The sequence below is a fragment of the Paenibacillus sp. EC2-1 genome (assembly GCF_049311625.1).
GTDB lineage: Bacteria > Bacillota > Bacilli > Paenibacillales > Paenibacillaceae > Paenibacillus_AQ.
Map to the genome: position 1 here is coordinate 1,122,680 of NZ_CP186006.1, position 25,530 is coordinate 1,148,209.

The window sequence follows — 25,530 nt, forward strand, 5'->3', positions numbered from 1 at the left end:
AGACACGGAATGGTTTGCATTCGTGTCTTTTTGCGTTAGGGAACCTTTTCTTTCGAAAGGAGATAATTTGGATATGAACATTCGGTTATTTACAGCACTCGATAGTGATAGGGTTGTGGAGATTTGGCTTCAAGGTTCTTTACAGGCGCATGATTTTATTGATGCGAGTTACTGGGATGCTCAGAAAGAAGACATGAAGACTCTATATCTTCCTTCTTCAAGAACATTTCTGCTTACGAAAAAGGATGATGATAGCATAGTCGGGTTTATATCATTAGTGGATGAGTACATAGCAGCTTTGTTTATTGACGTTCATCAACAGAGTCGTGGGTTTGGAAAAATGCTGCTGGACCACGTTAAGAAGGAGCATAATTTTCTACATTTAAAAGTTTACCGGAAGAATGAAAGTGCTGTAAGGTTTTATCAGAAGAATGGCTTTAAGATTACGGGAGAGAGTGAAGATCCAGCAACCTCGGAACAGGAATATGTAATGGAGTGGACACAGGCTTAATCAGCTATCCAACATGTGGTAAACTATGTATACATAGGATAGCTTAGGAGGGTTGCTTGAATGGTTATGGGCCCTGAGAATTTGGATCAGATCAAACAAGATGTCTCTGAAAGAAAGGCTAAAGAGAAGCTGAATGGCCTGAAGCAAAGAGGATTACGAAGTGATATGTTAATGACACTAGCCGCTGCTGCTGTATTTATCGTGATTGCTATAATATTCGGAGTGATCATATACAACATTAGATATTAAAAAATAAACATGCCGACCAAGGTGAATCTTGGTCGGCATGTTTATTTTATTTTGATTAATTAAGAAATCGCACGGGTCTTCACATTGCTCTTGCGAACAAGCAGGAGGTAACAGAGTACAGCTCCCAGATCAGCACCGAATATAACAATGCCCATCGGTACAGCGGTTCCGCTGCCCATGATACCAACAAGTGGCATAACCAATGCCCCTAAAATGTAGGACAACAATCCAAGAAGTGCAGAAGCGCTACCCGCTGCATGCCCATAATTTTGAAGGGCCATCGAAGCGCCGGCTGTACCGACGATACCTACACAGGAAACAACGATAAACAGAGTCGGAAGAATAAGAATCAATCCTGCTCCGCTCACAACTGCTATCAGTAATGTAGAGCCACCGATGGTTGCTAGAGCTATACCAGAGACGAACAGGTTCCGCTCACTAACTCGTCCTGCTAGTCGTCCTGTAATTTGGCCTGCAATGATAATACCGATCCCATTGACTGCAAAGATCAGGCCGAAGGTCTGAGGTGATACACCAAAAATATCTTGAAGCACGAACGGCGAACCGGAGATATAAGCGAACATGCCAGCCGATACAAAGCCTTGGCACAGAGCAAGTCCGATAAATGTTCGATCACGAAGCAAATCCCCGAACGTGGAGAGTGTATTCATGATTCCGCCTTTGGAACGCTTGTCTACGCCGAGCGTCTCAGGAAGCCAGAAGAGTACAGCTAGAAGCATCAAGACACCGATTACGGTGAGTACGATGAATACTCCGCGCCAAGAGGTGAACTGTAACAGTTGTCCTCCGATGATCGGAGAGAGAATGGGCGCTGCACCGTTAACCAGCATTAGCATGGAGAAGAACTTCGTCAGTTCTGAGCCGGAATACATATCTCTGACTACGGCTCTGGAGATGACAATTCCTGCTGAGCCTGCGATTCCTTGAACGAATCGAAGAGCAATTAACATCTCAATAGACGTGCTAAATGCGCATAGGAGGGAAGCAACTCCATAAACAACCATACCAATAATTAATGGAAGGCGTCTTCCGCGTACATCACTAACTGGACCTGCGAACAGTTGCCCAACAGCTAGACCGATAAGGCAAGAGGTCAGACTAAGCTGTGTCAGGGAGGTTGACGTATGCATGGTCTTAGCTAATTCCGGTAAGGAAGGCAAGTACATGTCGAGTGACAGAGGTCCAAATGCTGACAAAGCCCCCAGTATAAGAATCATCCAAATCCGGCTCATGCTTGGTTTGGTCTGAACCATCGTTTCTTTATGGTTTCTCGTATTTAATCTGTGTCTTACTTCACTCATAATAGTTACAAACCTATCCTTTCTCTATATGAATCTTCTTGGAACACATCTATACAGATTAGCACAAATCTTAAGGTTGATGTATGAAAAAAATGAAAAGTGCTTTCTCTAAAGAACGTTTAATCCATATATGATACGGATTGTTTGGGTGAACTAAAAGGAGGATGTTATAAGAAAGGCACCGGATATAAATATCCGATGCCTTTCTTATATTCGGTCTATTTTGTTCTTCCATATTGCTTAGCATATGATAGGATCCGGTTGTATAACGTTTTATCCTTCAGGTTCTTTACGGGATAAAATTGAGGGCGAGTATTCACTTCTAGTATCCAAGGTCTTCGATTGTTATCCAGAGCAACATCCAAGCCTAGTTCCCTGAATCCTCTGTAATTTCGATCAAAATTGTGTCCTACGGATACGCCAAGCTGTTTCAGCCGAGTCTCCATACTCCGAATCGCATCGTCATTATATCCCGCGCCAGCGAGTGTTTTATGAAAATATCCGATGCTTCCGCCTTGATTATAATTCGTAGCTACCTTGTTCTTACTTCCGACTTTAGTAAACAGACCGGGACTGACCCAGTTGCCTTTGTTTGTTTTTTGGACCATGACACGAATATCAAATGGTTTGCCGTTCGTTTTGGCTAATTTGATTCCTTTTTGCAGCAGAAAATTCTGTGTTCCCGCGAATCGTTTTAGTTCATGATAGAGCTTATCTTGCGTGGCGTAGGTTTTTTTGACGGTATTGTGCTGTGTCTGATAGCCTCCGTCCTTCTTTGTGATCCGAACGATATTTACCCCGCCGGAACCGTTTGTAGGTTTGAAGTAAACCGTGGAATAGGAGGAGAGCATAGAAGATAGATTATTTTTACTGAAAGTCATTGTAGTAGGTACATAAGATCTGATATGAGAGTCCTTCAATAGCCACTGCGTTTTCTTCCACTTGCTTTTGATCGTGCTGCTTTTATAGGTCATGGCGAAAGAGCCCCACCTCTCTTTTTTGCTAGCATATGAAAAGCTACGGAAGCTAGTCACTGCTTATACCCATGAGAGGGGGGCCCTTCTTAAATGTGATATGAATTAACTACGTGAAGAGAACAACTTTTTATCGAAAAACAAAATAATGATAAATAAAGTTACGGCTACGAGTAAAATACATGCCGGAATAATGAAGGAGAGCAGTGTCGCTGTACTTTCCATTTTGTAATACAGTAGCATACCGAATGGCATGAGTCCGCCGCCGATGAGACTCGTCCAGACATGTAACTTGGCGGTTTTTTTCATACTAATATCTTTAAATACATAGTAGAACATACCGTATGCAAATAAAGTGAGCCAGCCAACAACGAGGATATGAGCGTGTGCAGGTGTTAGTGAATAATCTTGTCGTCCGGCCATATCCGCACCAATCAGAGCTCCGATCAGTGAATAGATGGCGGCAATGCGAATTAACCATTTGCTATAATGGATCATTTTCCACCTTTCCCCTCCAAAAATATATTTGAAAGGGTTCATTTTACATGAGAAATGTGAATGGAATATGAACAGCATGTGACAAATTCAATCTCTAAAGCTATATAAAAATATACAATAGATGTACTGATTATTTAGAAGAGTTAGTATATATTGGTTAAAGTAACAGAACTCATAAAAAAAGAAGGTATCTCTATCGTGAAATTATTTGTACGTGAGAAGCAGTTTTACAAGAGTTTCTTCTGGCTGACCTTAATCATCGGACTGCAGAACATTATTTCTCTCGGTGTGAACTTATCGGACAATGTCATGCTAGGGGGCTATAGTGAACCTGCGCTTTCGGGCGTTGCTCTCGCTAATCAGATTCAGTTTTTGCTCCATATGCTCGTGATGGGCGCTGGTGAAGGACTTGTGATTATGGCTTCGAGATATTGGGGTGCGAAGGACATATTGTCCATTCGAAGGGTTGCAAGTATTGGAATGCGTATGGCTGTAGTGTTAAGTGCGGTACTGTGGGCGATTGTATTCTTCTTTCCCCATGGAGTTCTCTCTATTTTTACAAGCGGACAAAGTGTCATTGACGAGGGTGTTAAGTATTTGCAGATCATCTGCTTCTCGTACGTCTTTTTCGCTGTAACGAATATTCTTCTGGCCTCGCTGCGCAGTGTGGAAACGGTGAAGATCGGATTTATCGTGTCTTTGTCTACACTCATCATTAACGTGGCGCTGAACTATGTGCTCATTTATGGGCATTTAGGTTTTCCGGAGTTAGGCGTAAGAGGTTCCGCTATCGCAACACTACTAGCCAGGATGATTGAAACGGTCATCGTTATTAGCTACATCAAGCGTTATGATCGCAAAATATTACTGAAACTAAAGGATTTCTTCCAGCTCGATCTGAGCTTGTTCAAACAGTATATTAAGGTTGGTTCACCGATTTTATTGTCCAATACCATCTGGGGGCTCGCTATGGGAGCGCAGACAGCTATTCTTGGGCATATGGGGGAAGCAGCTATTGCGGCTAACAGCATAGCCACGACGATATTCCAGCTCGTCACAGTTGTAATTTATGCGTCAGCAAGTGCAACGGCGGTTCTTATCGGGAAGACAATCGGGGAAGGATTCTCAGATAAGATCAAAGCATATGCCAAGACACTGCAGATCCTTTATCTCCTTCTTGGATTAGGTACGGGGCTTATCCTATTTATTCTTAAAGACTATGTGCTTGGTTTCTACACCATATCGGGTGAAGCGAAGGCACTTGCGCTGCAATTTATGACAATCCTTTCGATTACGGTGGTGGGTACGGCTTATCAGATGCCAGCTCTCACAGGGATTGTACGCAGTGGTGGAGATACGAAGTTTGTACTGTATAACGACTTTATCTTTATGTGGCTTATCGTTCTTCCCTCTTCATTCCTATGTGCGTTCGTGTTCGATTTATCTCCAATCGTAACGTTCATATGCCTAAAGTCAGATCAGATTCTAAAATGCTTTGTAGCCATCGTGAAGGTCAACCGATATCGGTGGATACGTTCATTCGAATCTTAAGTATAGAAAAATGAGTCGTAAGAAGCACCGAAAGGTGCTTTTCTTTTTGCCTGTTTAACAAGTTGAATCTTTGGAAATCTAGTAAATCACGAACATTAAGTTATTTTTATAGCGGTAATGTACTGCGAAAAATAGAAAAATGCTTATTTTTATGTCATAAAATGTCATAAAACGACACGATTCGCTAAAATTACTTTGACATATTTCATTTTATCTAATAGGATAATAGTATCACTAGCAAGACAAGCACATTTGAGGGGGATAAGAGCACGATATGAAAAAGACATGGTCAATTTTACTAACGATGGTGCTGTTCGTTGGATTGTTAGCAGGTTGCGGAAGCGATGAAGGTAAATCCGGGAGCGATGCATCAGCTAAGGGCGATTCTAAAGAGAAAAAACGTATCGCGCTTGTTATTCCTGAGAAAATCGGAGTTAACCCTTTCTTCGCATTGATGGATGAGGGATTGAAGAAAGCGGGAGAAGAGCTCGGCGTAGAAGTGAAGACGATCGAATCCATGGACCCAGCTTCCATCGAGCAAAACTTACGTACCGCGGTTGCAGAGAAATATGATCTGATTATTACAGCAACTTTCCAAATGGAAGATGCACTGAATAAAGTGGCAGCTGAGAATCCAGACGTGCCATTCGCTATTGTAGATACGGTAGTTGATTTGCCTAATGTTCGTAGTGTTGTATTCCGTGAGCATGAAGCGGCTTACTTGCTTGGAGCAGCAGCGGGCTTGTCCACGAAAACAGGTAAGGTTGGTAATGTTGTAGCTGCTGATATTCCAATTATGCACAAATATACAACAGGCTTTGCAGAAGGCGCGAAATCGGTTCGTTCTGATGTTGAAATCTTCGTTAACTATGTTGGTAGCTTCGAAGATCCAGCGAAAGCGAAAGAATTCGCACTTTTGCAAAACTCAAAGGGTGCTGACTTTATCGCAGGCTTGTCTGCGGTAGGAGACCTTGGTGTTTTTGAAGCAGCGAAAGAAAAAGGCTTCTACACATCAGGACAAGATACGGATAACACAGGTGTTGATCCAGAGCACGTTGTTCTCGCTCAACTAAAACGTACGGACACCGTTACTTATGAAACAGTTAAAGACTTTGTTGAAGGCAAATATTCTTATGAGGTTCTTGACTATGGTCTGAAGGAAGGTGGCGTAGGTCTTACTTATGTCACTCATGAGAGCGAAACTCCGCTAAATGACTTCATTGGACAAGAGAATGTAGACAAGTTAAAAAAGATTGCTGACGATATTATTGCAGGTAAGATTAAGGTTACGAATGCTCTAGAACAATAACTAGTTCTCACTTCGACCGGCTGTCTATGGCAGTCGGTCTTTCATTAAACTCGTGAAAGGACGACAGAACATAAATGCTACTCCAAATGGACCGTATTACCAAGAAGTATGGTGAATTTAGCGCAAACCGGGGCATTGATTTTTCACTGGAAGCAGGAGAGGTTCACGCGATTGTTGGGGAGAATGGTGCCGGAAAAACAACGCTCATGCGGATACTGTACGGAATGGAACAACCAACATCCGGTACGATAAAGCTGAACGGCAAGGAAGTATCCTTTTCCAGCCCATTAGACGCGATTCATAACGGTATCGGTATGGTACACCAACACTTTATGCTCTTTCCTTCTTTTACGATTGCTGAGAATATTGTGATCGGTAACGAACCTGGCTCTGCTATAAAGTTTGATCGTAAACAGGCTGCTCGAATCGTGGAGGATCTCTGCAATCAGTACGGAATGAAGGTTGATCCCCACGCGATTACAGGGACAAGTGCTCCAGGTGTTCAGCAGCGCGTTGAAATTTTGAAAGTATTGTACCAAGGGGCACAGGTCATTATTCTAGATGAACCTACGGGTGTGCTTACACCGATAGAAGTGCAGGAGTTATTGCAGGCTATTAAGCTGCTCGCGAAGCAAGGCAAGAGCTTTATCCTCATTAGTCATAAGCTTAATGAAGTACTTGATGTTGCTGATCGTATTACAGTGCTTCGAGATGGAGAAGTGTCCGGGACGGTGATGAAGGGGGAGACAGATGCGAATGAATTGTCTCGTCTAATGGTTGGCCGTGAGCTTGCCGAGCTGAAGAAGAATCCTTCGATCCCGGGGGATAACGTACTTGAAGTATCTGATGTCACTGTAAAAGGTACGAAGGGCAAGCACGTATTAGATGGAATTAATCTGAAGGTGAAAGCCGGTGAGGTTGTCGGTGTTGCTGGTATTTCCGGTAATGGCCAATCCGAGCTGCTCCAAGTCATTTCGGGTCTGGCTCAGCCAGATGAGGGTCGAATTGCTGTCTCAGGAAACGATGTAACAGGCATGTCTACCCACAAGATCCGTGAGCAAGGGCTTGCGCATATCCCGGAGGATCGCTATGTATGGGGGGCTAACCGTGAAGCTACGGTCATGGATACAGGGCTTATGGGGCATCAGCGTCGTTTTCAGAAGGGCGGTTTCCTTAAACTTAAAGAGATTCGTGAACTCGTATCTGGCTGGGTAAATAAGTTCTCGATTAAGACAGGATCGCTCGAAACGACCACGCAGTATTTATCCGGAGGCAACTTGCAGAAGCTGATTGTTGCAAGAGAGCTCGAGCATGGGACACCGTTCCTGATCGCTGCAGAGCCAACACGAGGTGTGGATATCGGAGCGATGGAAACCATCCACACCGAACTGCTGAAGAGACGTGATGCAGGTACGGGAATCCTGCTTGTATCGTCAGAGCTAACGGAAATATTGAAATTATCAGATCGAATTATTGTGATGTATGAAGGACGGATTGCCGGCGAACTTACGGCGCAGGAAGCGACGGAAGAAAAGCTTGGTCTGCTTATGGCAGGAGGAACAGTGTAATGAACAAAACGATGAAATATATACTTCCGCTCATCCAGCCACTGGTTGCCGTATTGGTTGGACTCCTTGCAGGTGCGATTGCGATTCTTATCGCAGGGGGAGACATTCTGGAGACGTATGTGGAGATGTGGAATGGCGCATTTGGCGGCATGTACTTCTTTACGAATACACTATCGCGCGCGACCCCGATTATTCTGGTCGGCTTAGGTGCTGCCTTTGCATTTCGTGCCGGATTCTTTAACCTCGGCTCACCAGGACAGATGATATTCGGGGCTTTAGCTGCTGCACTTGTTGGACTATATTTACCAGGACCAGGATGGCTCGTCTGCATCTGTGCTTTGCTTGCAGGTACGATTGCCGGTGGCTTCTGGTCGGTCATGGCCGGATATTTTGATACAAAATTTGCTGTGAACTTGCTGATCTCAACGTTACTTCTGAACTATGTAGCTGATTTATTCGCTGGTTATTTGGTTGCTTATCCACTTAAGGATACATCGGGTTCAGCAGCAATGGCACAATCAGCCATGATTGATAAGGGAGTATGGCTACCTAAGTTGATCAGTGGAATGCCACTTCATTTAGGGTTTGTGCTTGCGGTCATTTCGGCGGTTGTGATGTATGTCATGCTGAAGAGATCGGTTGTCGGTTATGAGATTCGTATGCTTGGAGGTAATCCGCTATTTGCTTTATATGGCGGTATCAAGCGAGGATCCATGATGATTGGTGCGATGTTTGTTAGTGGTGGACTGGCTGGTCTTGGCGGTGCTGTTGAAATTCTGGGGTCTCAGTATCGATATATCGATGGCGCTTTAACGACCGCCGACTATGCTTGGACAGGGATTATGGCTGCACTGCTAGCTGGATCTAATCCGATTGGGACATTCGTGGCGGCACTATTCTTGGCAGCACTGCAGACGGGTGGAATGGGTGTTGAACGTAATACAGAGGTTCCACTTGAGGTGGGAGCTATTATCCAAGCTGTGTTAATCCTGTTTATATCCGCGAAGTTCACATACAGCTTCCTGAAGCGTAGAAAGGGGAACAAGTAAGTGGAACAGCTGTTTGATCTTGCTCTACTAAATACAGCCCTTCGAGTGCTTACTCCGATTTTACTTGCAGCGCTCGGGGGAGCCTTGTGCGCGCGGGTTGGATTGTTCAATGTAGGTCTAGAGGGATTTATGTTGCTCGGTGCTTTTGCATCGGTTGTTGGTAACTACTATTTCGGCAATGTGTTGTATGCGATCCTGTTTGCGATCGTTATTGTATCTATATTCTCCCTTATATTCGCATATCTAACGATTAACCTAAGGGCGAATGTGATTGTTGTTGGTATTGCGATGAATGCGTTGGCGGCGGGGTTAACGACTTTTTGTTTAAGAGCGATTTTTAATGTAAAGGGTGCGTTTTACGATAATACCATGGTCGGTCTACCGAAGTGGGAAATTCCACTGATTAAGGATATACCTGTACTAGGTCCGATCTTCTCTGGTCATACACCTCTGGTATACTTATCTTTCGTCATTGCAGGACTCATGTGGTATTATTTCTACCGAACGAAGAATGGTTTCCGGTTTCTGGCTGCGGGTGAGAATCCACTTGCGGCAAGTAGTATTGGAATTCGGGTACCCCGGTATCAATATGGTGCCGTGTTAGTCAGCGGGGTATTGTGTGCATTAGCAGGTGCTCAGATTTCGTTAGGACAGTTAACCATGTTTACAGAAGGCATGACAGCGGGGCGTGGATTTATTGCGCTCGTGGCCACGATGCTTGGACAATCTGGACCACTGGGCGTAACGGCAGCTAGCTTGTTGTTTGGATTCATGGAGGCTGTGAGCATTCGTTTTCAAGGCTTGGCACTCCCTTCGCATTTCACGGCTATGCTTCCGTATGTTGTAACGATTGTGGCTATGTTCTTCTTCAAAGATAAGAGCTTCCTTAAGGATGCCCAGAAGCAAGGTACAAGCTCCAGATAACACAACAAGAAGGAGATGAGCTCGGTGCATAAAAAAGCAGAACGGTTAAAAAAAATGAAGCCGATGCCTGTTTCGAATCTTACGGATGAGCAGCAAGCCAAGCTGCCGCCAGGACAAGCATTAACGGAGAAATTCCCTATTCTTCATGAAGGTGAAGTTCCTCATTACGACATGTCAGCTTGGACACTTGAGGTGTTTGGTGAGGTAGAAGAAAGACGTGTATTCACCTATGAAGAGTTAATGGCTCTACCGACCGTAACGGTCGATTGTGATATCCACTGTGTGACACGCTGGTCGAAGTTTGATACACACTGGGAAGGGATTCTGTTTCGGGATTTCCTGAAGTTGTTAAAGGTAAAGCCGGAGGCGAAGTATGTTATGTTCCATGCTGATCCGGATTATGACACAAATGTGCCGATCGAGGATCTTCTCAAGGATGATGTATTGATGGCATATCGTTTTAATGGTGAGCCACTTACAGAGAAGCATGGATGGCCACTGCGGACGGTTGTGCCGCATCGTTATTTCTGGAAGAGTGCCAAATGGCTGCGTAAGATTGAATTTATGAAAGAAGACCGTCCGGGCTTCTGGGAGCGCAATGGTTTTCATAACGAGGCAGATCCTTTTGAAGAACAGCGGTTTAGTGGTGAAGCACTTCCGATACCGGAAGATGAATGGACACGTAAGGAGTATGATTAATATGTTAATGCCAATATTGCAAGTGAACTCGGAAGATATACCTGAATTTGTAGTGGTCTGCGGTGACCCGAATCGTGCAGAGATCATCTCACGCAAGCTGGAAGGCGCACGTGAGCTGGCTTTCAGCCGCGAATATCGCACATTCGTTGGAACGTATGAAGGCGTTGAGCTAGCCGTAACAAGTCATGGCGTAGGTTCACCAGGAGCAGCGGTCTGCTTCGAGGAACTCATTCGCGCAGGTGCGAAGACGCTGATTCGGGTTGGAACAGCAGGTTCATATCATGCTGATATCCCTGCAGGCAGTCTAGTCGTAAGTACAGCGGCGGTAAGAACCGATGGCCTGACGAAGCAGCTCGTACCGGATGGTTTCCCTGCGGTGGCTGACAGCGAGGTTGCTGAAGCGTTGTATGATTCCGCCCTCTCCTTGGGTGAAGGTGTCGTGCGCAAGGGAATTACCGTGACACTGGATGTATTCTTTAATGGTGTGGAAGAATTCCCGCATCAGAAGTATAAAGCAGCGGGTGCTCTCGGCGTGGAGATGGAGATTTCCGCACTTTACGTTGTTGCGGCTCTTCGCGGCGTTCGTGCAGGTGCTATTGTTGCGATGGATGGTTTCGCGGATGCCGACCTCGCAGCAGAATATGATCCGAATACGAATGTGGTTGCAGATGCTGTCGAACGTGAGATTAACGCTGCCTTAAAGGCCGTTGTAGCACTGGCAGATTAGAATGAATTTATATGGAATAGCGATTCTCTATCGGTGATTTGCCGATGGGGGTCGCTTTTTTTATGTAGAGGATATCCAACGAGCGAGAGAATGCGCTTAAAAGAATGAAAAACAGGATGGAGCTGATTTTAGCCAGCAACTTTCTATGCTTGGAATCACAATTCGTGATGAAAATCAGAGTAATATTGGAGTATTCATGAGCAGCGGCCATAGGAGCTGTTCTATTATTTTCCCTAAAAGTCTTTGAGCACGTAGCAGCGGAGCGGACGAATCGATTCTGTAAAAGCGATAGCGTTCGCCTTTGTCTCTGAATTTTAACCGCATAGCAATCATTCAGGAAATTCAGAGACAACAGCGATTGAAAGAACGATACGTACGTGTAGCGGTTTTCAAAGAACATCCCCAAACATATTGACATTAAAAAATAGAACGTGTTAAATAAAAGAAGTGTTGGCACTCTCGACAGGGGAGTGCTAAAAGTAAATTAATGTTTGAAGGGAGATTCATCCATGGCTAAAAAAGAGTTTAAAGCAGAATCGAAACGATTGCTTGAAATGATGATCAACTCCATTTATACGCAGCGAGAGATTTTTCTCAGAGAGCTGATTTCTAACGCAAGTGACGCGATCGACAAAATTTATTACAGAGCACTTACAGACGATAATCTCGTATTTAATAAAGAAGACTATTACATCAAGGTGACCGCTGACAAGGCGAACCGTACACTGACGATCACTGATTCCGGGATCGGGATGACGCAGGAAGATCTGGAGAACAATCTAGGGGTAATTGCGAAGAGTGGCTCCCTTGCCTTCAAGAGTGAGAATGAAGCGAAGGACGGGCACAACATTATTGGTCAGTTCGGTGTCGGCTTCTATTCTGCCTTTATGGTAGCGGATGTCGTAACCGTAACAAGTAAAGCGCTGGGCAGCGACCAAGCGTTCAAGTGGGAGTCCACGGGAACGGAAGGCTACACGATCGAGCCGTGTGAGAAGGATTCGGTAGGTACGGAAATCGTGCTGAAGATTAAAGAGAATACCGAAGACGATCAGTATGATGAATACCTTGAGGAGTACCGCCTCAAATCGATCATTAAGAAATATTCAGATTTTATTCGTTACCCTATTAAGATGGATATCAAGGGTCAGCGTCCTAAAGAAGGTACGGAGAATGAATTTGAGGAATATGTGGAAGAACAAACGGTTAACAGTATGGTTCCAATCTGGCGCAAAAATAAGGACGAGCTGACAGATGAGGATTACAACAATTTCTATACGGAGAAACGCTACGGATTTGATAAACCGCTGAAACATATCCACATCAAAGCGGATGGCGCAGTGGTATACAATGCGATCTTGTTCATTCCAGAGAATACGCCGTTTGACTATTACACGAAGGAATTTGAAAAAGGTCTTGAACTGTACTCTAATGGTGTACTCATCATGGACAAATGCGGAGACCTTCTTCCGGACTACTTCAGCTTCGTGAAGGGTATGGTAGATTCCGAGGATCTGTCACTGAACATTTCCCGTGAGATGCTGCAGCATGACCGTCAGCTCACGATGATTGCGAAGAACATTAAGAGCAAGATTAAGAGCGCGCTCCAAAGCTTGTTGAAAGATGAAAGAGAGAAGTATGAGCAGTTCTACAATGCGTTTGGTAGACAGCTTAAGTTCGGTGTATACAACGATTACGGAACACACAAGGACGTTCTGCAAGACCTGCTGATGTTCTATTCTTCCACCGAGAAGAAGTTGGTTACGCTGGATGAGTATGTATCGAGAATGCCTGAAGATCAGAAGTATATCTACTATGCGGCTGGTGAATCGATCGATCGCATTGAGAAGCTTCCACAGACAGAGATGGTAGCGGATAAAGGATATGAAATTCTATACTTCACGGATGACGTGGATGAGTTCGCAATCAAAATGCTGATGACTTATAAAGAAAAAGAGTTTAAGTCTGTATCTAGCGGCGACCTTGGCATTGAGCCAGATGCAGAGGATAAGCCATCGGAAGCAGAAGAAGGCGAGAACAAGGAATTGTTCGAGTCGATGAGCGGAATTTTGGGTGGAAAAGTGAAGAGTGTTCGCGCATCGAAGCGTCTGAAATCCCATCCGGTATGCCTCACAGCTGAAGGTGATTTAACGATTGAGATGGAGAAAATTTTGAAAGCTATGCCGAATGGTCAGGATGTTAAAGCAGACAAGGTGCTGGAGATCAACATCAACCATGAAGTATTTAAGTCTCTGAAAGATGCTCATAAGGGCGACCAAGAGAAGTTAGCGCTTTACACGAACCTTCTGTATAATCAAGCATTGTTGATTGAAGGCCTGACAATCTCTGATCCCGTAGAGTTTACGAACGATATTTGCAAGATTATGGTGTAGTTAAGAGCCAGAATGAATCCTGACTCACATCACTAACAATAACCCGCAGCTTTGGAATTTGATCCATTGCTGCGGGTTATTTGTTATTTATTCAAGCCATATCCGCTGACAGCGTCATAAGTGGTCCATCCTCTGTTGCGACGCTTTGGAGGGAATATACCGAGATGGGAAACATCGGGAACCCCACGTATCCGGGAGTAATCGCATACAGTGGATAAAAGATAACCAGCGACTTGTCAGCCAGATAAAAGTCTTGGTTAGGCTGTACAGTTACGCTTCCTTCGAGCGTAGGAATATTGCGTTCTTTAATCTGCCGATTCACCTCGGCACTTAGAACAGCTAAGTAATTGGAACCTGGACGGAACAGATCTGAAAGACGATAGGATTGCCCCGTTTGTGTTGAGAAGGTCAGGCCTTTAGCTACGGTATAACCGTGAGCCATGGGGACCGAGTATGTGTAATTACTAAGCATCAGACTTAACAGACCACGTTCGTTTGTTTTGATCTCAAAATGCCCGATGGTTTCCGGATTCCTTCCGGTCTGTACCCCTTGCTGGATACGCTGCATTTCTTGAATTTGCGCAGTAATCGCTCTGTTGATCTTCGCTTCGGCTTGCTGGTTAGCCAGCCCAGTTACTTGCGGGTATTGAATAACAATACCGGGAGCCTTGTAGGTCTGTGTCCGGATTTCAACCGGCGCATAATAGGCCATGTATCTTCGCCCCATTTCACATCAGATACAATAGCCTATTCAGGTACCTTAGATTCGGTTCGACGATTTAGCGGAAGTGAGAACGATAAGTTAGTTTCAAAATCTCCGACAGGAATTAACGGAAACACAGAGAAGTTAATCATAACAACTAAAGTCATGAAAAGAGGGATTGGATTGAAACAACAAGAAAGACCGAATCTGCTGCTGATTACGGTTGACCAAATGCGTGCAGATTGCTTAAGTGCAGCAGGGCATCCCATTGTGGAGACACCGAACCTGGACAGATTAGCGAACAGTGGAGTCTATTTCAAAAATGCTTATTCCGCTACCCCAAGCTGTTTACCAGCACGGGCTTCTATCTTTACGGGAATGAGCCAGCAATCCCATGGACGCGTGGGGTACATGGATCAGGTGCCTTGGAAATACCCTCATACACTTCCTGGGGAACTCGCGGCAGCGGGATACCATACCCAATGCATAGGTAAAATGCATGTATATCCTACCCGCAATTTATGCGGATTTCATAACGTAGTGCTGCATGATGGCTACATGCATTACAACCGTGACAAGAGTCGTGTGAAGGCATCGGAACACTTCGATCAATGTGACGACTACTTGCACTGGCTGCGAAGCCAAGCTGGAGCGGATCAGGATCTGATCGATCACGGATTGGACTGTAATGCATCTACCGTCGCAAGACCATGGCATATGGAGGAGAAATATCATCCGACCAATTGGGCCGTAAGTGAGTCGATCGATTTTCTACGTCGTCGTGATCCATCCAAGCCGTTTTTCCTATGGTCTTCTTTCGTTAGGCCGCATCCGCCCTTTGATCCACCACAAGTATACTTTGATATGTATAAGGATCTGGATATACCACTTCCTCCTGTCGGAGATTGGGTAGATGAAGTGGCTGCAATGAATGGGGACACGAGCCCCGAGACTGCCTTCGGCAAGTTAAAAGGTAGACGTCTACAGCGAGCATTGGCTGCTTATTATGCATTAATTACACATCTCGATGATCAGATTGGAAGGCTCATGAATGCTCTATTCGAGCAAGGTGTGCTGAACAATACCATTATTCTGTTTACCTCAGATCACGGGGAGATGATGGGGGATCATCATTTATTCCGAAAATCGCTGCCGTATGAAGGAAGTGCTAAGGTTCCATTCATGGTCTACGATCCCGGAAACCATCTATCTTTGAAACGAGGCAAGCAAGTGGATCAAGTCGTGGAAATGCGAGATATTATGCCGACCCTTCTTGAGGCTGCTGGTGTACCCATTCCGGATTCTGTAGATGGCTCTAGCGTATTACCTTTGTGTAGGGGGGAAGAGACGCAGTGGAGAGAATATCTCCATGGCGAACATTCTTTAGGAAATCTCTCTAATCAATACATCACGGACGGACAAATGAAGTACATATGGTTCACACAGTCCGGCCGCGAACAATTGTTTAATCTGACGGATGATCCGCAGGAATTGACGGATTTGGCACCATCTCCATCGATGGCCACAGAACTTGCGAAGTGGAGAGATATTCTCGTTCAGGAGCTGAATGGAAGAGAAGAAGGATACTCAGATGGGACAGCATTAATAACGGGGCGAAAGCCACTAGCCTGCCTGAGTCATCTCTTGAATCAGTCGTAAAAGAAATGGACGTTATGGTATGATAGCCGAAAGCGGATAATCCGTAACATTTCCAACTTGAGGAGTGGATTTACATATGACCAAAAGTGGGAAGCTGTTAGCGAGTGCCCGGCTTATGGAACAGAATGAATCGTTGTTTAGATGTCCGGTATGTCATGGTGAAATCAAGATAGACGATGGGAAAAGCCTGCTCTGCACGAACGCCCATCGATTTGATCTAGCGAAGCAGGGCTATGTTAATATGCTGACGACGCCATCCAAGACCAAATACGATAAACGAATGTTTGATGGCCGAAAAATGATGAATGAGGCTGCTTTTTTTGAACCCATGCTAGCCCGGTTAAGTGAGATCATAGGGCGGTCGCTAAAGCCTGCAGAGGATAAGAGAATATTCCTTCTGGACGCCGGAAGTGGAGAAGGCTCACATCTAATGACCTTACGAGAGATGGTAAGCCGCCAGATTCAAATGGATGTACTGGGAGTCGGGATCGATATTTCCAAAGAAGGCGTCTTAATGGCCGCAAAGAATGATAGTTCTAATCTGTGGTGTGTTGCCGATCTGGCGAAGTGTCCGTTTGCAGACAAGTCTTTTAACGTAATTCTGAATATACTCTCGCCTTCTAATTATTCGGAATTTGATAGACTTCTAGCAGATGACGGTGTATTAATAAAGGTTATTCCAGATAGTGAATATTTAAAAGAATTACGTTCGGTATTCTATGAACAGGATGACCGCCGTGAGTATTCAAATGAACAGACGATCCAATTGTTTGATCGTAGTTTTGAATTGCTGGATCAAGAGCGGATTCGCTATTCCGTTCCATTGAATCCAGTCGAGCTTGAACACCTGGTGTATATGACTCCGTTATCTTGGAGTGCAGCGGAAGAGCAGGTTCAGCAGGTTCTGGATCATAATCTTCATGAAATCACCTGTGACTTTACGATCTTGGTTGGACGGAAGAAGAACAAATAAGTTTTCGTAGATTCCTCGTAATACGTATGATTTAGCAAAATAAAAAGAAATCGCCCTTGTTCGATGGTTGTGCCAATCACATCCATGTTACTTTAAGGGCGATTTCTTTATTTGGATTAGACGAGTGGGATTTGGCCTTACGATTATGATTCATTCATATTTGGCCATAATCTTAGATAACATGTCTTTCATACGGTGAATCAGTTCCGGCGGTTCTTCAACCGTTACCTCTGTCCCCAGTCCAATGAAGAATTTCGCGAAGTATTGAATCTCTGTGCTCGGAATGTTGTGTTCAATTCTTCCTGTGCCATCTGGGCGCAATTGTATCTTAGGTACCGGGCACAGTTCATTCTCACAGCGCTGTACACCTTCCCGTCCAAGCTCTACAACGAGGGGAATATACGTGGGTCTTTCCTTCGTTAATGACTCCCAATTGCCAAGGTCAATATGCCGATGATCCAGTGGTGTTATGCCGCTTGTGTCATATTCTGCGGACTGAATTCGGTCACAGCGGAACAGACGAAAGTCCTCTCGTATGAAGCAGTAAGCGGGACAGTACCAGAAGCCGTTGCTGGCATAAATGCCGACAGGCTGGATTTTTCGCTCGGAGTAACCTTGTTTGGATTCATACTGAATCGTAAGGATTCGCTGTTCTACGGCTGCTTCTAGCAGTATGGTTAAATAGAGCGCTTTTTGCTGACGGATAGGTATGGATATATCTACACGATTCTTAATCTGATCGATCCGATCGCGAACATCGCCAGGCATATAATAGTAAAATTTGCTCAGGGCTGAAGAAGATTCCTCATCAAATGGCATGAATAGGTAGTGGCGCAGGGCATGACTGGCAAAAAACATCGCAACTGCCTCATCCTCGCTGAATGCGATCGGAGGGAGGATGCGTTCATTTAGCACCTGGTAGCCGCCATGCGGCCCGACTTCTGAATAGAGAGGAACCCCTAGCTCACTTAGTTCTTGTAGATCTCTTAGTATGGTTCTCGGGGATACCTCGAATTGGTTAGCAAGTTCCTTGACCGTAAACTTCCGCATCCGATTGACGGTCATCATCAGTTCCATAAGTCTTTTGGATTTAGACATGCCCGTTCACCCCTAGAATCAATTATTTTCTTGCTCTTCACTTTGATTTTCATAATGATGACAATAGTTGTCACTATTATAGACTAGAATAAGGAATAAGCCCAGAAAAAGGGATAACAAATTGAAAATAATGGAGTGAATGGTATGAGCGCTGTTAATGAAGTAAAGCATTTGTTGTTTGAGGAATTAGAGCATATTGTAAGAACTTCATCGAACCTAATCCGCAAAATATCTCCAGAACACTTTGAGTACAAGCCTGCGGAGAACATGAGGACACTAAAAGAACTTGTCCAGCATCTCGTCTCTGTACCGAGTGTGGATCTACTCATTCTACAGGAGAAGGGTGAGCCGGACATCCGCACGCTTGAAGGGGAAATCAACGCAGATACAGACCATGAAGCACTCGTCCGCTGGATGACATCGGGTATGGAAGATGTAAAGCGTTACATGGAAGAACTCCCAGAAGAGCAATTTTTACATAAGGCGACCAAGCCCTTTTATCTAGAACACGGTTCAGTTCAAGCCAAGTGGTTGATTGAAATCGTGACCCATGCTCAGCATCACCGAGCACAAATGTTCACGTACATGAAGATGCTGGGCTATGAAATAAATATGTTCGATCTGTACTAGAGAGGTGTTGAATTTTGACGGGTTACTCTCGCATTGAACCGACAGGCATAACTTTTGATTACCCAAATGTTGATTTAGACAGTAAATTAGTTACAGCAAGAGTGCTATTCCAAGATGAATTAATAATGGAAGTTGTTATTGATGTTAAGCATGACACAGTACAACAAAGGGGAAGTCTTGAAGAAATAGCACATATAACAACATACAATGGAATCAACAGAATGACAGAAGATATGTATATTAATAGTCTAAAGCGTACGGCTAAGTTCTTCGTAGATAATAAGATTTCAAATCCAAAATCATATTATGATGAGTTGGAGAATCAATAAAATTCATTTAGCTAGTTAGAGATAAATAGTGTCCCAAGGATGAATAGTTGGAGTAGATCAAAGACGTTTTAACAAAAAGACGAAGCCAATTTAAAGTGTACCCTTTGTAAAGGACATTTTAAATTATGGCTCCGTCTTTTGTAAGTTGGCATACTTTTTAATTCTAGATAATAAGGTCCTTTTTACAGATGAACTATTGTACCGAAAATACAGTCTCTAGCTCAGGGATATATTCCTTGTCTATATTTTTTACTTCTACTAGTCCTGTAGCCCCAGCTGGGGTTTCACCCGGAGATACAATTAAGTACGGTTTGATGGTTACGGTACGCGGTAGAGTCTTGAAGGGTTCATAGAGAATATTATAGGATTCACTTACGGGATGACCTTCCACAGGCTTCAGTTGAACGCCATTTTCATCCTCAATATCAAACCCAAGAGCGATGACGCCCCCGTTAGCACCCTTGTATTTCGATGGGATAGAAGCGAGCATTTCTTCTACGCTCTGGCCCGGTTTGGTTTTGTATTCAACGGATAACTGCGTTGTGATTGGGCTGATTACCAGCTTACTGATCTGCAGGTTAATGTTATCGTGATGCTTGGTCTCCTCTGAAGTTAGTGCGGTAATAGGAGTTGATCTTGTAACAGGCACAACGAATTGGAATGGTTCATCATAACCCTTTAACGTTACATTTACAGTCAATTCAAAATGCTCAGGGAATTGGATAGTCTGGTCTATGCTAATTCTGCTGTTCACATTAACGATCATGCTCGAAGCAGTCTCTCCATCCATGTATTCGTAACCCGAGCTCAGATTTTGACCTTCATAGAGAACCTCTAACGTATCCACCGCCCCTTTATTGGCATCGGAAGGCGGCGAGTTGGGCTCCGAAGCCAGACGGTTTCCAGGAGTGGTTATGTTCATAAGAATTCGGTTGCCGTCAAATAACAACGTTGGAATATTCATCGTCACATTGCCATGGGTCACGCTTTGGTTTACGTTTGTGATGAATTCCTCGGATTGTTGAACACCGGGATCTAAGTTCTTTTCGCCCCATAATGAATAGATTTGTCCCAGAACCGGAATTTGTTTGAGTGCATCAGCCATTACGGGAGATACAAACCCGGAAGCAATGATGGTGACTCCAAGGATGGCAGCGGCTACAGTGGAAACCCACCATTTATTAATAGTTCTCGTCTTCTTTATTTTTCTCTGAATGGGGGAAATGGAATTATCGGTTTCTCTGATGATGTGGTAAGTCTCATTCAGCTTGGAGCGTGTAATATCCGATAACTGATCGGGAAGTAAGCTTTGGCAGTTCTTTAATTGTTCTTCTAACTTCGTATTCACCATGTCGTAACTCCTTTTTCATGATTGATTTGAGTGGAATGTTTTAGCTTTTTGCGGGCGCGATGCAGCCGGGTCTTCACGGCTACTGTAGAAATTTCGAGAATGTCGGATATTTGACGGATCGGCATGTCATGTAAATAATGAAGGAGAATGACAATCCGTAGGTTCTCCTCAAGTTGTTGAACGGCATCCCATAACTCGATTTTTTCATAATCCTTGGAAGTGGAAGGGACGTCCGGAAGATCTCCATAAGGGAGGGCTCGTGAGTTTTTTTTGACCATTGTATTGCATTCATTAATCAGAATCCGGAAGATCCACGTTTTGAAAAATGCGGGCTCTTTGAGTGTATGAATGGACTTAAAAGCTTTAAGCATCGTCTCCTGCAGGGCATCTGCACAATCTTCGTCTTTATTGACGATGGACTTTGCGGTTCTATATAAAGGTAACTCTATCTCTTGGATCAACTGGATGAATGCTTCAGGGTCCCCAGCTTTGGCTTTGATGATATTAGGATCTATATGCAATGCTTCACCTGCTTTCTTGACTAGAAGTTTTATATTGTTCGTAACGTTACATATATTAGATCGCGTAGGTAGCTAGAAGGTTACATGGACAACCAATGTATTCAAGAACTGCCCCCTGTTAATAGAAAATCTTGTACAAACAAAAATGAGAAGAGGTTGATCATTGATGGCTACGCATGAACAGATTTATCAAAATCAAACGGATACATATGAATTCATGGTTAGTAAACAACCCGATCTATCTGGGGTTATTAATGAGATACGTCCATTTAAGGATTTGAATATCCTTGATCTAGGGGCAGGGTCTGGTAGATTATCAAGTGTTCTTGCAAAAGATGCAATGTCACTGATATGTACAGATATTTCTTCTTCGATGCTGGAATTATTAGAAAACAAGTTAACAAAACAAGAAGTGTCTCAAAATTGGACTACTGTTGTGGCAGATCACAAAAGCCTCCCTGTTGCCGATCAATCAATTGACTTGGTGGTTTCTGGTTGGAGCATAAGTTATATAGCCAATACAGGGAATGAGAAATGGGATGAAAATCTGAAACTTGTTATGTCAGAACTTAATCGTGTTTTAAAGCCAAATGGTACGATAATCATTTTTGAGACTATGGGTACAGGAACGGAAACCCCAAATCCGCCTGAATTTTTAACGAAGTATTATAAGTCTCTTGAAGAGGATTATGGCTTCCATCACAAATGGATCCGCATGGATTATAAATTTAAAAATGTAGAAGAAGCAAGAAAATGCACAGAGTTTTTCTTTGGAGAAGAGTTAGTAGAGAAGATTATTGATAATCAATGGTCAACTATACCAGAATGTGCAGGGATTTGGTGGAGGAATTTATAAGGTGCTAGGAACGAGGAGGCAGATGTTTCATGGGAGGAACGAATGTATGGGATGCGGAGTGGGAGGTTAACGAAGAGCAAGCGCGGACGCTGATTGGTAGACAATTCCCTCAGCTGTCATCGAAGCAAGTGAAGCGATTGGGCTGGGGCTGGGACAATACGGTTTTTCTCATCGGTGACGAGTACGCGTTCCGGTTTCCAAGAAGAACGATTGCAGTTGGCTCGATTCGTATGGAAGGGAAGCTGCTACCGAAGCTGGAGGCATATATGACCATCCCCTATCCGAAACCGTTGTTTTATGGCGAAGCAAGTAACGAATACCCGGCACCATTTCTTGGCTATGCCTACGTACCAGGAAATTTCCCCATTGGTTTGACGGAAGAACGCCGGGCTTTATCGGCAGAGACACTGGCGAAATTTTTGCGGAGATTGCATGAGTTTCCGGTGCAGGCGGCGCTGAAGTGCGGAGTTCAGCAAGATCATCGAAGCTTGACGGAGATAGCATCGCGCAAAGTGAAATTGGAGGGCTTTCTATCGAAGGTGGTTGAACACTTGTCGCCGGAGGAGTCCTGTGTGATCGAAACGTATATTAGCAGGCTGCAAACGGACCGTGTAGAGGCGGTGAATGCACTGCTACATGGCGATCTTCATTTCAAAAATATGCTTGTGAATGAGAATGGGATCGTTTCTGGCATCATTGATTGGGGCGATCTGAGCGTAGGCCATCCGGCTTGCGATTTGAGCGTTGCTTACAGCTTTTTACCACCTTACGCTCGCGGCGTGTTTTTCGAAACTTACGGAGGAGCGGACGAGGAAACGAAGCTGCTGGCGCGGCTGATCGCGGTATACATCCCCGTACTGATCTTGATGCAAGCGGTCGATGACGGGAATGAAGCGATTGCGGCAGAGGCGAAATCCAACATCATGCGTGCACTGTCAGATTAGGCTCATTATTTCGTTGCAGCTATGCGGCTGTGGCTATCGGCACCATTTTGTCGTTTAAAGGTCGCCGATAAGGTATGATTCGCCTTCTCTGATGCCGCTTTATGTTGAGGAACACGAAAATTGATGTTGAAGGAACAAAAGCTTTTTACCATGCATACCATCAAATTACCCAAGGCTGTGACTGTATCTACTGCAAAAATTATGTAATAGCTACTGAACTGCTACCTAATGCAGTTAAAGTTTTTTATCAAAGTCTAGGCATAGACCCAACTAAAGAAGGCGAAGTCTCGGAATATTGTAAAAATGAGGACGGTTCACATTTATATGGCGGTTTTTATCATGTAAAGGGACGGATAATCAGTGGTCCTGATTGTTGGATTAAAACAAGCGAAAAAGTAAGTCATCTAGAAACGAATAACTTAGTCGAGATTAGTGGGATTAAATTCGGATTTACGCACGGAGTCAGCTTACTTCTCGATGGCTTCCCTAATCCTGCAGTGCAATTAGAGTTTGAAGGTAATATTCCTTGGGTTCTTGAAGAAAAGGCATAAGATATGTTCTACGATTAAGCTAAAAAAATAAGAAGGCAGCCGATCATTGTGATCGGCTGCCTTTGTTCAACTAAAGGGCAGGATAGTTTGAAAGTTTTCGCGAATACCCTACATATGGAATTGTTTTCAAGAATTATGAATAAGAGGCTTCGTCAAATTACCTTAAACCTATTTTGTGAGGGGGCTTATTGATGATTTACATTAAGGAATTAGGACTAGAGGAATCAGAAGATATCTATTATATGATTCAAGAAATTGGTGTAGGGCAAAATGGATTTGTTAACAGTTTATTCTCTAATGATTTGAATGAGTTTAATGATAAATTAACAAGATATCATGAAATGTCAAAGGGAATTGGTTTATCTGAAGGTTTAGTACCACAAACGATATATTGGTTTTATGATGAGAATCGTCTAATTGGCTACGGTAAGCTTAGACATTATCTAAATGAGAAATTATTAGAACATGGTGGTCACATCGGATATATTATTCGTCCTACAGAAAGAAGAAAAAGCTATGGAAAGATGGTATTAAGAGAATTATTAATAAAAGCGAATCAAAAAGACATAGATAAAATATTACTTACTTGTAATGAAGATAATATGGCTTCACGGAAAGTTATTGAGTCAAATAACGGAATATTAAGTGAGACGAATGATGGGATCTGTAAATACTGGATAAAGTCATCAAGTTTTTCAAGAACGAGTTAGAAGCGCATAAACAACGGATCTACGCGCTTAGTCCTTTGCGTTTGATGCGCGGGGCAGCGTAGTTTCCGCTAGTGGTGCAGTTATGTAAAACAGTGAAATGGAGTCCTTGGGTATGTCTTTTAAAAAAGTAACACTCTATTGATTTTTTTTGGTGTAATACCAGTAGTCTTTGCTTATCCATATAGCGCAGGTCCCAATTCAGGTCCATCAAACCTTTGGGAACTAATTCTTCTGATTTCTTACGAGGGTTGGTTATTGTTTTTAATTATGGGACTTGTTTTGTTAGTACTCTCGGTTATTAAACTGCGAATGAAAAAGGAAAAGAATGTTCACTAGAATAAGGTACAACATTAAGCTAACTTGATACGTAATAAGATTTCTCGTTGCTGTACTTGAATTTCTAGACAAAATGAAGCATTTCTAGACAAGAAGATATTTAACGGTTCTTTTACACTGTAGGAGAAAGGAGATGAGAGATCCTGGAGATGCTTAAGCTGCTTCGCCAATCCATTGATTATGTGGAACAACATCTGCTCCAGCCGATTGAGATTGAGGACATTGCTAGGTCAGCGATGAGTTCAAAATATCATTTTCAGCGAATGTTTCATGCTGTAACCGGTGTTACCGTGACTCAGTACGTGAGGAATAGGCGGTTAACGCTTGCGGCGCAGGAGTTAGCGGGAACGGATTGTAAAGTCATTGATGTCGCTCTTAAGTACGGTTACGACAGCCCGGCGGCATTTACGAAAGCTTTTCAGCGGATGCATGGGGTAACACCTCTAGCGGCTAAGAAAATGAATGTGAAACTTAAAGCATTTCCTCGAATCTCCTTTCAAATTCAGATTAAAGGGGAAACCGAGATGAATTATCGAATCGTGGAGGAAATGGAATCAACAGTAATTGGTAAGAGCGTTATTATCCATAAGGATGCTTACAAAGAGATACCCGTGTTCGTGGAGAAAATTTGGAGGAATGGTATTCATGATCAGATTAACGAGTTGGTAGGGAGACCCGTTGGATCACTGCTGTACGGTTATCATTTCGACTTTGACGAGGATGGGTCAAAACGCTATTTGTTGGGAGCCGAACTGCCGGAAGGAAAACAAGTTCCAGATGAATTTACTGTCCTTTATGTTCCTACTCAAACTTATGCAGTATTCGATAGTCGCGAGACGATTCCGGATGATGTAGAAATCGGATTGGGTATTCTAAATATCTGGAAACGTATTTACACGGAATGGTTCCCCTCGGTGAGTTTTGAACAAGTAGAAGGGCCATGCATAGAGAAGTATTACTGGGTTGATGATAAGCATAAAGATTCAATCTGTGAGGTATGGATTCCGGTTAGTAAAAAGTAGTGATGGCTTAGGGGTTATAAGGCGACACTAGATAGACAATCAATAGTGTACTGTTGAGCTAGGGAGACCATGACAA

Annotated in this window: 26 protein-coding genes; 19 read left to right on the forward strand and 7 right to left on the reverse strand. The window is 43.7% G+C overall.

Features of this window, described 5'->3' with window-relative positions; translation table 11 throughout:
* Positions 1-73: 73 nt before the first annotated feature.
* Positions 74-511, forward strand: a complete 438-nt coding sequence (locus tag ACK8P5_RS05295; RefSeq protein WP_422659936.1) for a GNAT family N-acetyltransferase — start codon at positions 74-76, stop codon at positions 509-511.
* A 60-nt stretch (positions 512-571) separates the two neighbouring features.
* A complete protein-coding gene (locus ACK8P5_RS05300) occupies positions 572-760 on the forward strand; it encodes a hypothetical protein (protein WP_422659937.1) in 189 nt (62 codons plus the stop codon).
* Between the two features lie 59 nt (positions 761-819).
* Here ACK8P5_RS05300 and ACK8P5_RS05305 read toward each other — a convergent pair whose 3' ends face one another.
* The 3 genes from ACK8P5_RS05305 to ACK8P5_RS05315 form a co-directional block, all read right to left on the reverse strand.
* Entirely contained in the window at positions 820-2,034 is a 1,215-nt protein-coding gene (locus ACK8P5_RS05305) for a Bcr/CflA family multidrug efflux MFS transporter (RefSeq protein ID WP_422661380.1), read from the reverse strand.
* Positions 2,035-2,300: 266 nt separating this feature from the next.
* The gene (locus ACK8P5_RS05310; RefSeq protein WP_422659938.1) at positions 2,301-3,056 is read right to left on the reverse strand and encodes a YheC/YheD family protein; all 756 of its coding nucleotides are present in this window, start codon (positions 3,054-3,056) and stop codon (positions 2,301-2,303) included.
* 105 nt (positions 3,057-3,161) lie between these two features.
* On the reverse strand, positions 3,162-3,554 hold the full coding sequence (locus tag ACK8P5_RS05315; RefSeq protein WP_422659939.1) for a hypothetical protein: 393 nt from the start codon (positions 3,552-3,554) through the stop codon (positions 3,162-3,164).
* Positions 3,555-3,752: 198 nt separating this feature from the next.
* Between ACK8P5_RS05315 and ACK8P5_RS05320 the strand changes: the two genes are divergently transcribed.
* From ACK8P5_RS05320 to htpG, 8 genes are all read left to right on the forward strand, one after another.
* The gene (locus tag ACK8P5_RS05320; protein WP_422659940.1) at positions 3,753-5,105 is read left to right on the forward strand and encodes an MATE family efflux transporter; all 1,353 of its coding nucleotides are present in this window, start codon (positions 3,753-3,755) and stop codon (positions 5,103-5,105) included.
* A gap of 274 nt (positions 5,106-5,379) precedes the next feature.
* On the forward strand, positions 5,380-6,414 hold the full coding sequence (locus tag ACK8P5_RS05325) for a BMP family protein (RefSeq protein WP_422659941.1): 1,035 nt from the start codon (positions 5,380-5,382) through the stop codon (positions 6,412-6,414).
* 74 nt (positions 6,415-6,488) lie between these two features.
* Positions 6,489-7,982: an ABC transporter ATP-binding protein gene (locus ACK8P5_RS05330; RefSeq protein ID WP_422659942.1), complete on the forward strand. Its 1,494-nt coding sequence runs from the start codon at positions 6,489-6,491 to the stop codon at positions 7,980-7,982.
* Positions 7,982-9,031, forward strand: coding sequence for an ABC transporter permease (locus tag ACK8P5_RS05335; RefSeq protein ID WP_422659943.1), 1,050 nt, complete (start codon positions 7,982-7,984; stop codon positions 9,029-9,031). The genes ACK8P5_RS05330 and ACK8P5_RS05335 overlap by 1 nt, the downstream gene beginning before the upstream one ends.
* Positions 9,032-9,955: an ABC transporter permease gene (locus tag ACK8P5_RS05340; protein WP_422659944.1), complete on the forward strand. Its 924-nt coding sequence runs from the start codon at positions 9,032-9,034 to the stop codon at positions 9,953-9,955. It begins immediately after the preceding gene.
* A gap of 24 nt (positions 9,956-9,979) precedes the next feature.
* Positions 9,980-10,654 carry a sulfite oxidase-like oxidoreductase gene (locus tag ACK8P5_RS05345; RefSeq protein WP_422659945.1) on the forward strand — a complete coding sequence of 225 codons (675 nt, stop codon included), beginning with the start codon at positions 9,980-9,982 and terminating at the stop codon, positions 10,652-10,654.
* Position 10,655: 1 nt separating this feature from the next.
* Positions 10,656-11,381 carry a nucleoside phosphorylase gene (locus ACK8P5_RS05350; RefSeq protein WP_422659946.1) on the forward strand — a complete coding sequence of 242 codons (726 nt, stop codon included), beginning with the start codon at positions 10,656-10,658 and terminating at the stop codon, positions 11,379-11,381.
* Between the two features lie 509 nt (positions 11,382-11,890).
* Positions 11,891-13,771: a molecular chaperone HtpG gene (htpG, locus tag ACK8P5_RS05355; RefSeq protein ID WP_422659947.1), complete on the forward strand. Its 1,881-nt coding sequence runs from the start codon at positions 11,891-11,893 to the stop codon at positions 13,769-13,771.
* Positions 13,772-13,862: 91 nt separating this feature from the next.
* On the opposite strand, the gene ACK8P5_RS05360 is transcribed toward htpG, so the two are convergent.
* Complete coding sequence (locus ACK8P5_RS05360; protein WP_422659948.1) at positions 13,863-14,483, reverse strand: DUF3298 domain-containing protein; 621 nt, start codon at positions 14,481-14,483, stop codon at positions 13,863-13,865.
* A 156-nt stretch (positions 14,484-14,639) separates the two neighbouring features.
* Here ACK8P5_RS05360 and ACK8P5_RS05365 point away from each other — a divergent pair, with 156 nt between their 5' ends.
* Together ACK8P5_RS05365 and ACK8P5_RS05370 are read left to right on the forward strand one after the other, a co-directional pair.
* Positions 14,640-16,133: an arylsulfatase gene (locus ACK8P5_RS05365; protein ID WP_422659949.1), complete on the forward strand. Its 1,494-nt coding sequence runs from the start codon at positions 14,640-14,642 to the stop codon at positions 16,131-16,133.
* A gap of 76 nt (positions 16,134-16,209) precedes the next feature.
* Complete coding sequence (locus tag ACK8P5_RS05370; protein WP_422659950.1) at positions 16,210-17,106, forward strand: putative RNA methyltransferase; 897 nt, start codon at positions 16,210-16,212, stop codon at positions 17,104-17,106.
* Positions 17,107-17,256: 150 nt separating this feature from the next.
* Here the strand turns inward: ACK8P5_RS05370 and ACK8P5_RS05375 are convergent, their stop codons facing one another.
* On the reverse strand, positions 17,257-18,204 hold the full coding sequence (locus tag ACK8P5_RS05375; protein WP_422659951.1) for a helix-turn-helix transcriptional regulator: 948 nt from the start codon (positions 18,202-18,204) through the stop codon (positions 17,257-17,259).
* A 144-nt stretch (positions 18,205-18,348) separates the two neighbouring features.
* Here ACK8P5_RS05375 and ACK8P5_RS05380 point away from each other — a divergent pair, with 144 nt between their 5' ends.
* Together ACK8P5_RS05380 and ACK8P5_RS05385 are read left to right on the forward strand one after the other, a co-directional pair.
* Positions 18,349-18,834 (forward strand): DinB family protein, encoded by a 486-nt coding sequence (locus tag ACK8P5_RS05380; protein ID WP_422659952.1) that lies wholly within the window; start codon positions 18,349-18,351, stop codon positions 18,832-18,834.
* A 14-nt stretch (positions 18,835-18,848) separates the two neighbouring features.
* A complete protein-coding gene (locus ACK8P5_RS05385) occupies positions 18,849-19,163 on the forward strand; it encodes a hypothetical protein (protein WP_422659953.1) in 315 nt (104 codons plus the stop codon).
* 193 nt (positions 19,164-19,356) lie between these two features.
* Here the strand turns inward: ACK8P5_RS05385 and ACK8P5_RS05390 are convergent, their stop codons facing one another.
* Positions 19,357-20,511 carry a DUF4179 domain-containing protein gene (locus ACK8P5_RS05390; RefSeq protein ID WP_422659954.1) on the reverse strand — a complete coding sequence of 385 codons (1,155 nt, stop codon included), beginning with the start codon at positions 20,509-20,511 and terminating at the stop codon, positions 19,357-19,359.
* The gene (locus ACK8P5_RS05395; protein WP_422659955.1) at positions 20,508-21,035 is read right to left on the reverse strand and encodes an RNA polymerase sigma factor; all 528 of its coding nucleotides are present in this window, start codon (positions 21,033-21,035) and stop codon (positions 20,508-20,510) included. Before ACK8P5_RS05395 ends, ACK8P5_RS05390 begins: the two co-directional genes overlap by 4 nt.
* Before the next feature lie 166 nt (positions 21,036-21,201).
* On the opposite strand from ACK8P5_RS05395, the gene ACK8P5_RS05400 reads away from it, so the two are divergent.
* The 5 genes from ACK8P5_RS05400 (at position 21,202) to ACK8P5_RS05420 (ending at position 25,454) form a co-directional block, all read left to right on the forward strand.
* On the forward strand, positions 21,202-21,891 hold the full coding sequence (locus ACK8P5_RS05400) for a class I SAM-dependent methyltransferase (protein ID WP_422659956.1): 690 nt from the start codon (positions 21,202-21,204) through the stop codon (positions 21,889-21,891).
* Positions 21,892-21,920: 29 nt separating this feature from the next.
* Entirely contained in the window at positions 21,921-22,835 is a 915-nt protein-coding gene (locus ACK8P5_RS05405; RefSeq protein ID WP_422659957.1) for a phosphotransferase, read from the forward strand.
* A 101-nt stretch (positions 22,836-22,936) separates the two neighbouring features.
* Entirely contained in the window at positions 22,937-23,386 is a 450-nt protein-coding gene (locus ACK8P5_RS05410; protein ID WP_422659958.1) for a hypothetical protein, read from the forward strand.
* Between the two features lie 191 nt (positions 23,387-23,577).
* Complete coding sequence (locus ACK8P5_RS05415; RefSeq protein WP_422659959.1) at positions 23,578-24,096, forward strand: GNAT family N-acetyltransferase; 519 nt, start codon at positions 23,578-23,580, stop codon at positions 24,094-24,096.
* 485 nt (positions 24,097-24,581) lie between these two features.
* Entirely contained in the window at positions 24,582-25,454 is an 873-nt protein-coding gene (locus ACK8P5_RS05420) for an AraC family transcriptional regulator (protein ID WP_422659960.1), read from the forward strand.
* The last annotated feature ends 76 nt before the right edge of the window (positions 25,455-25,530 follow it).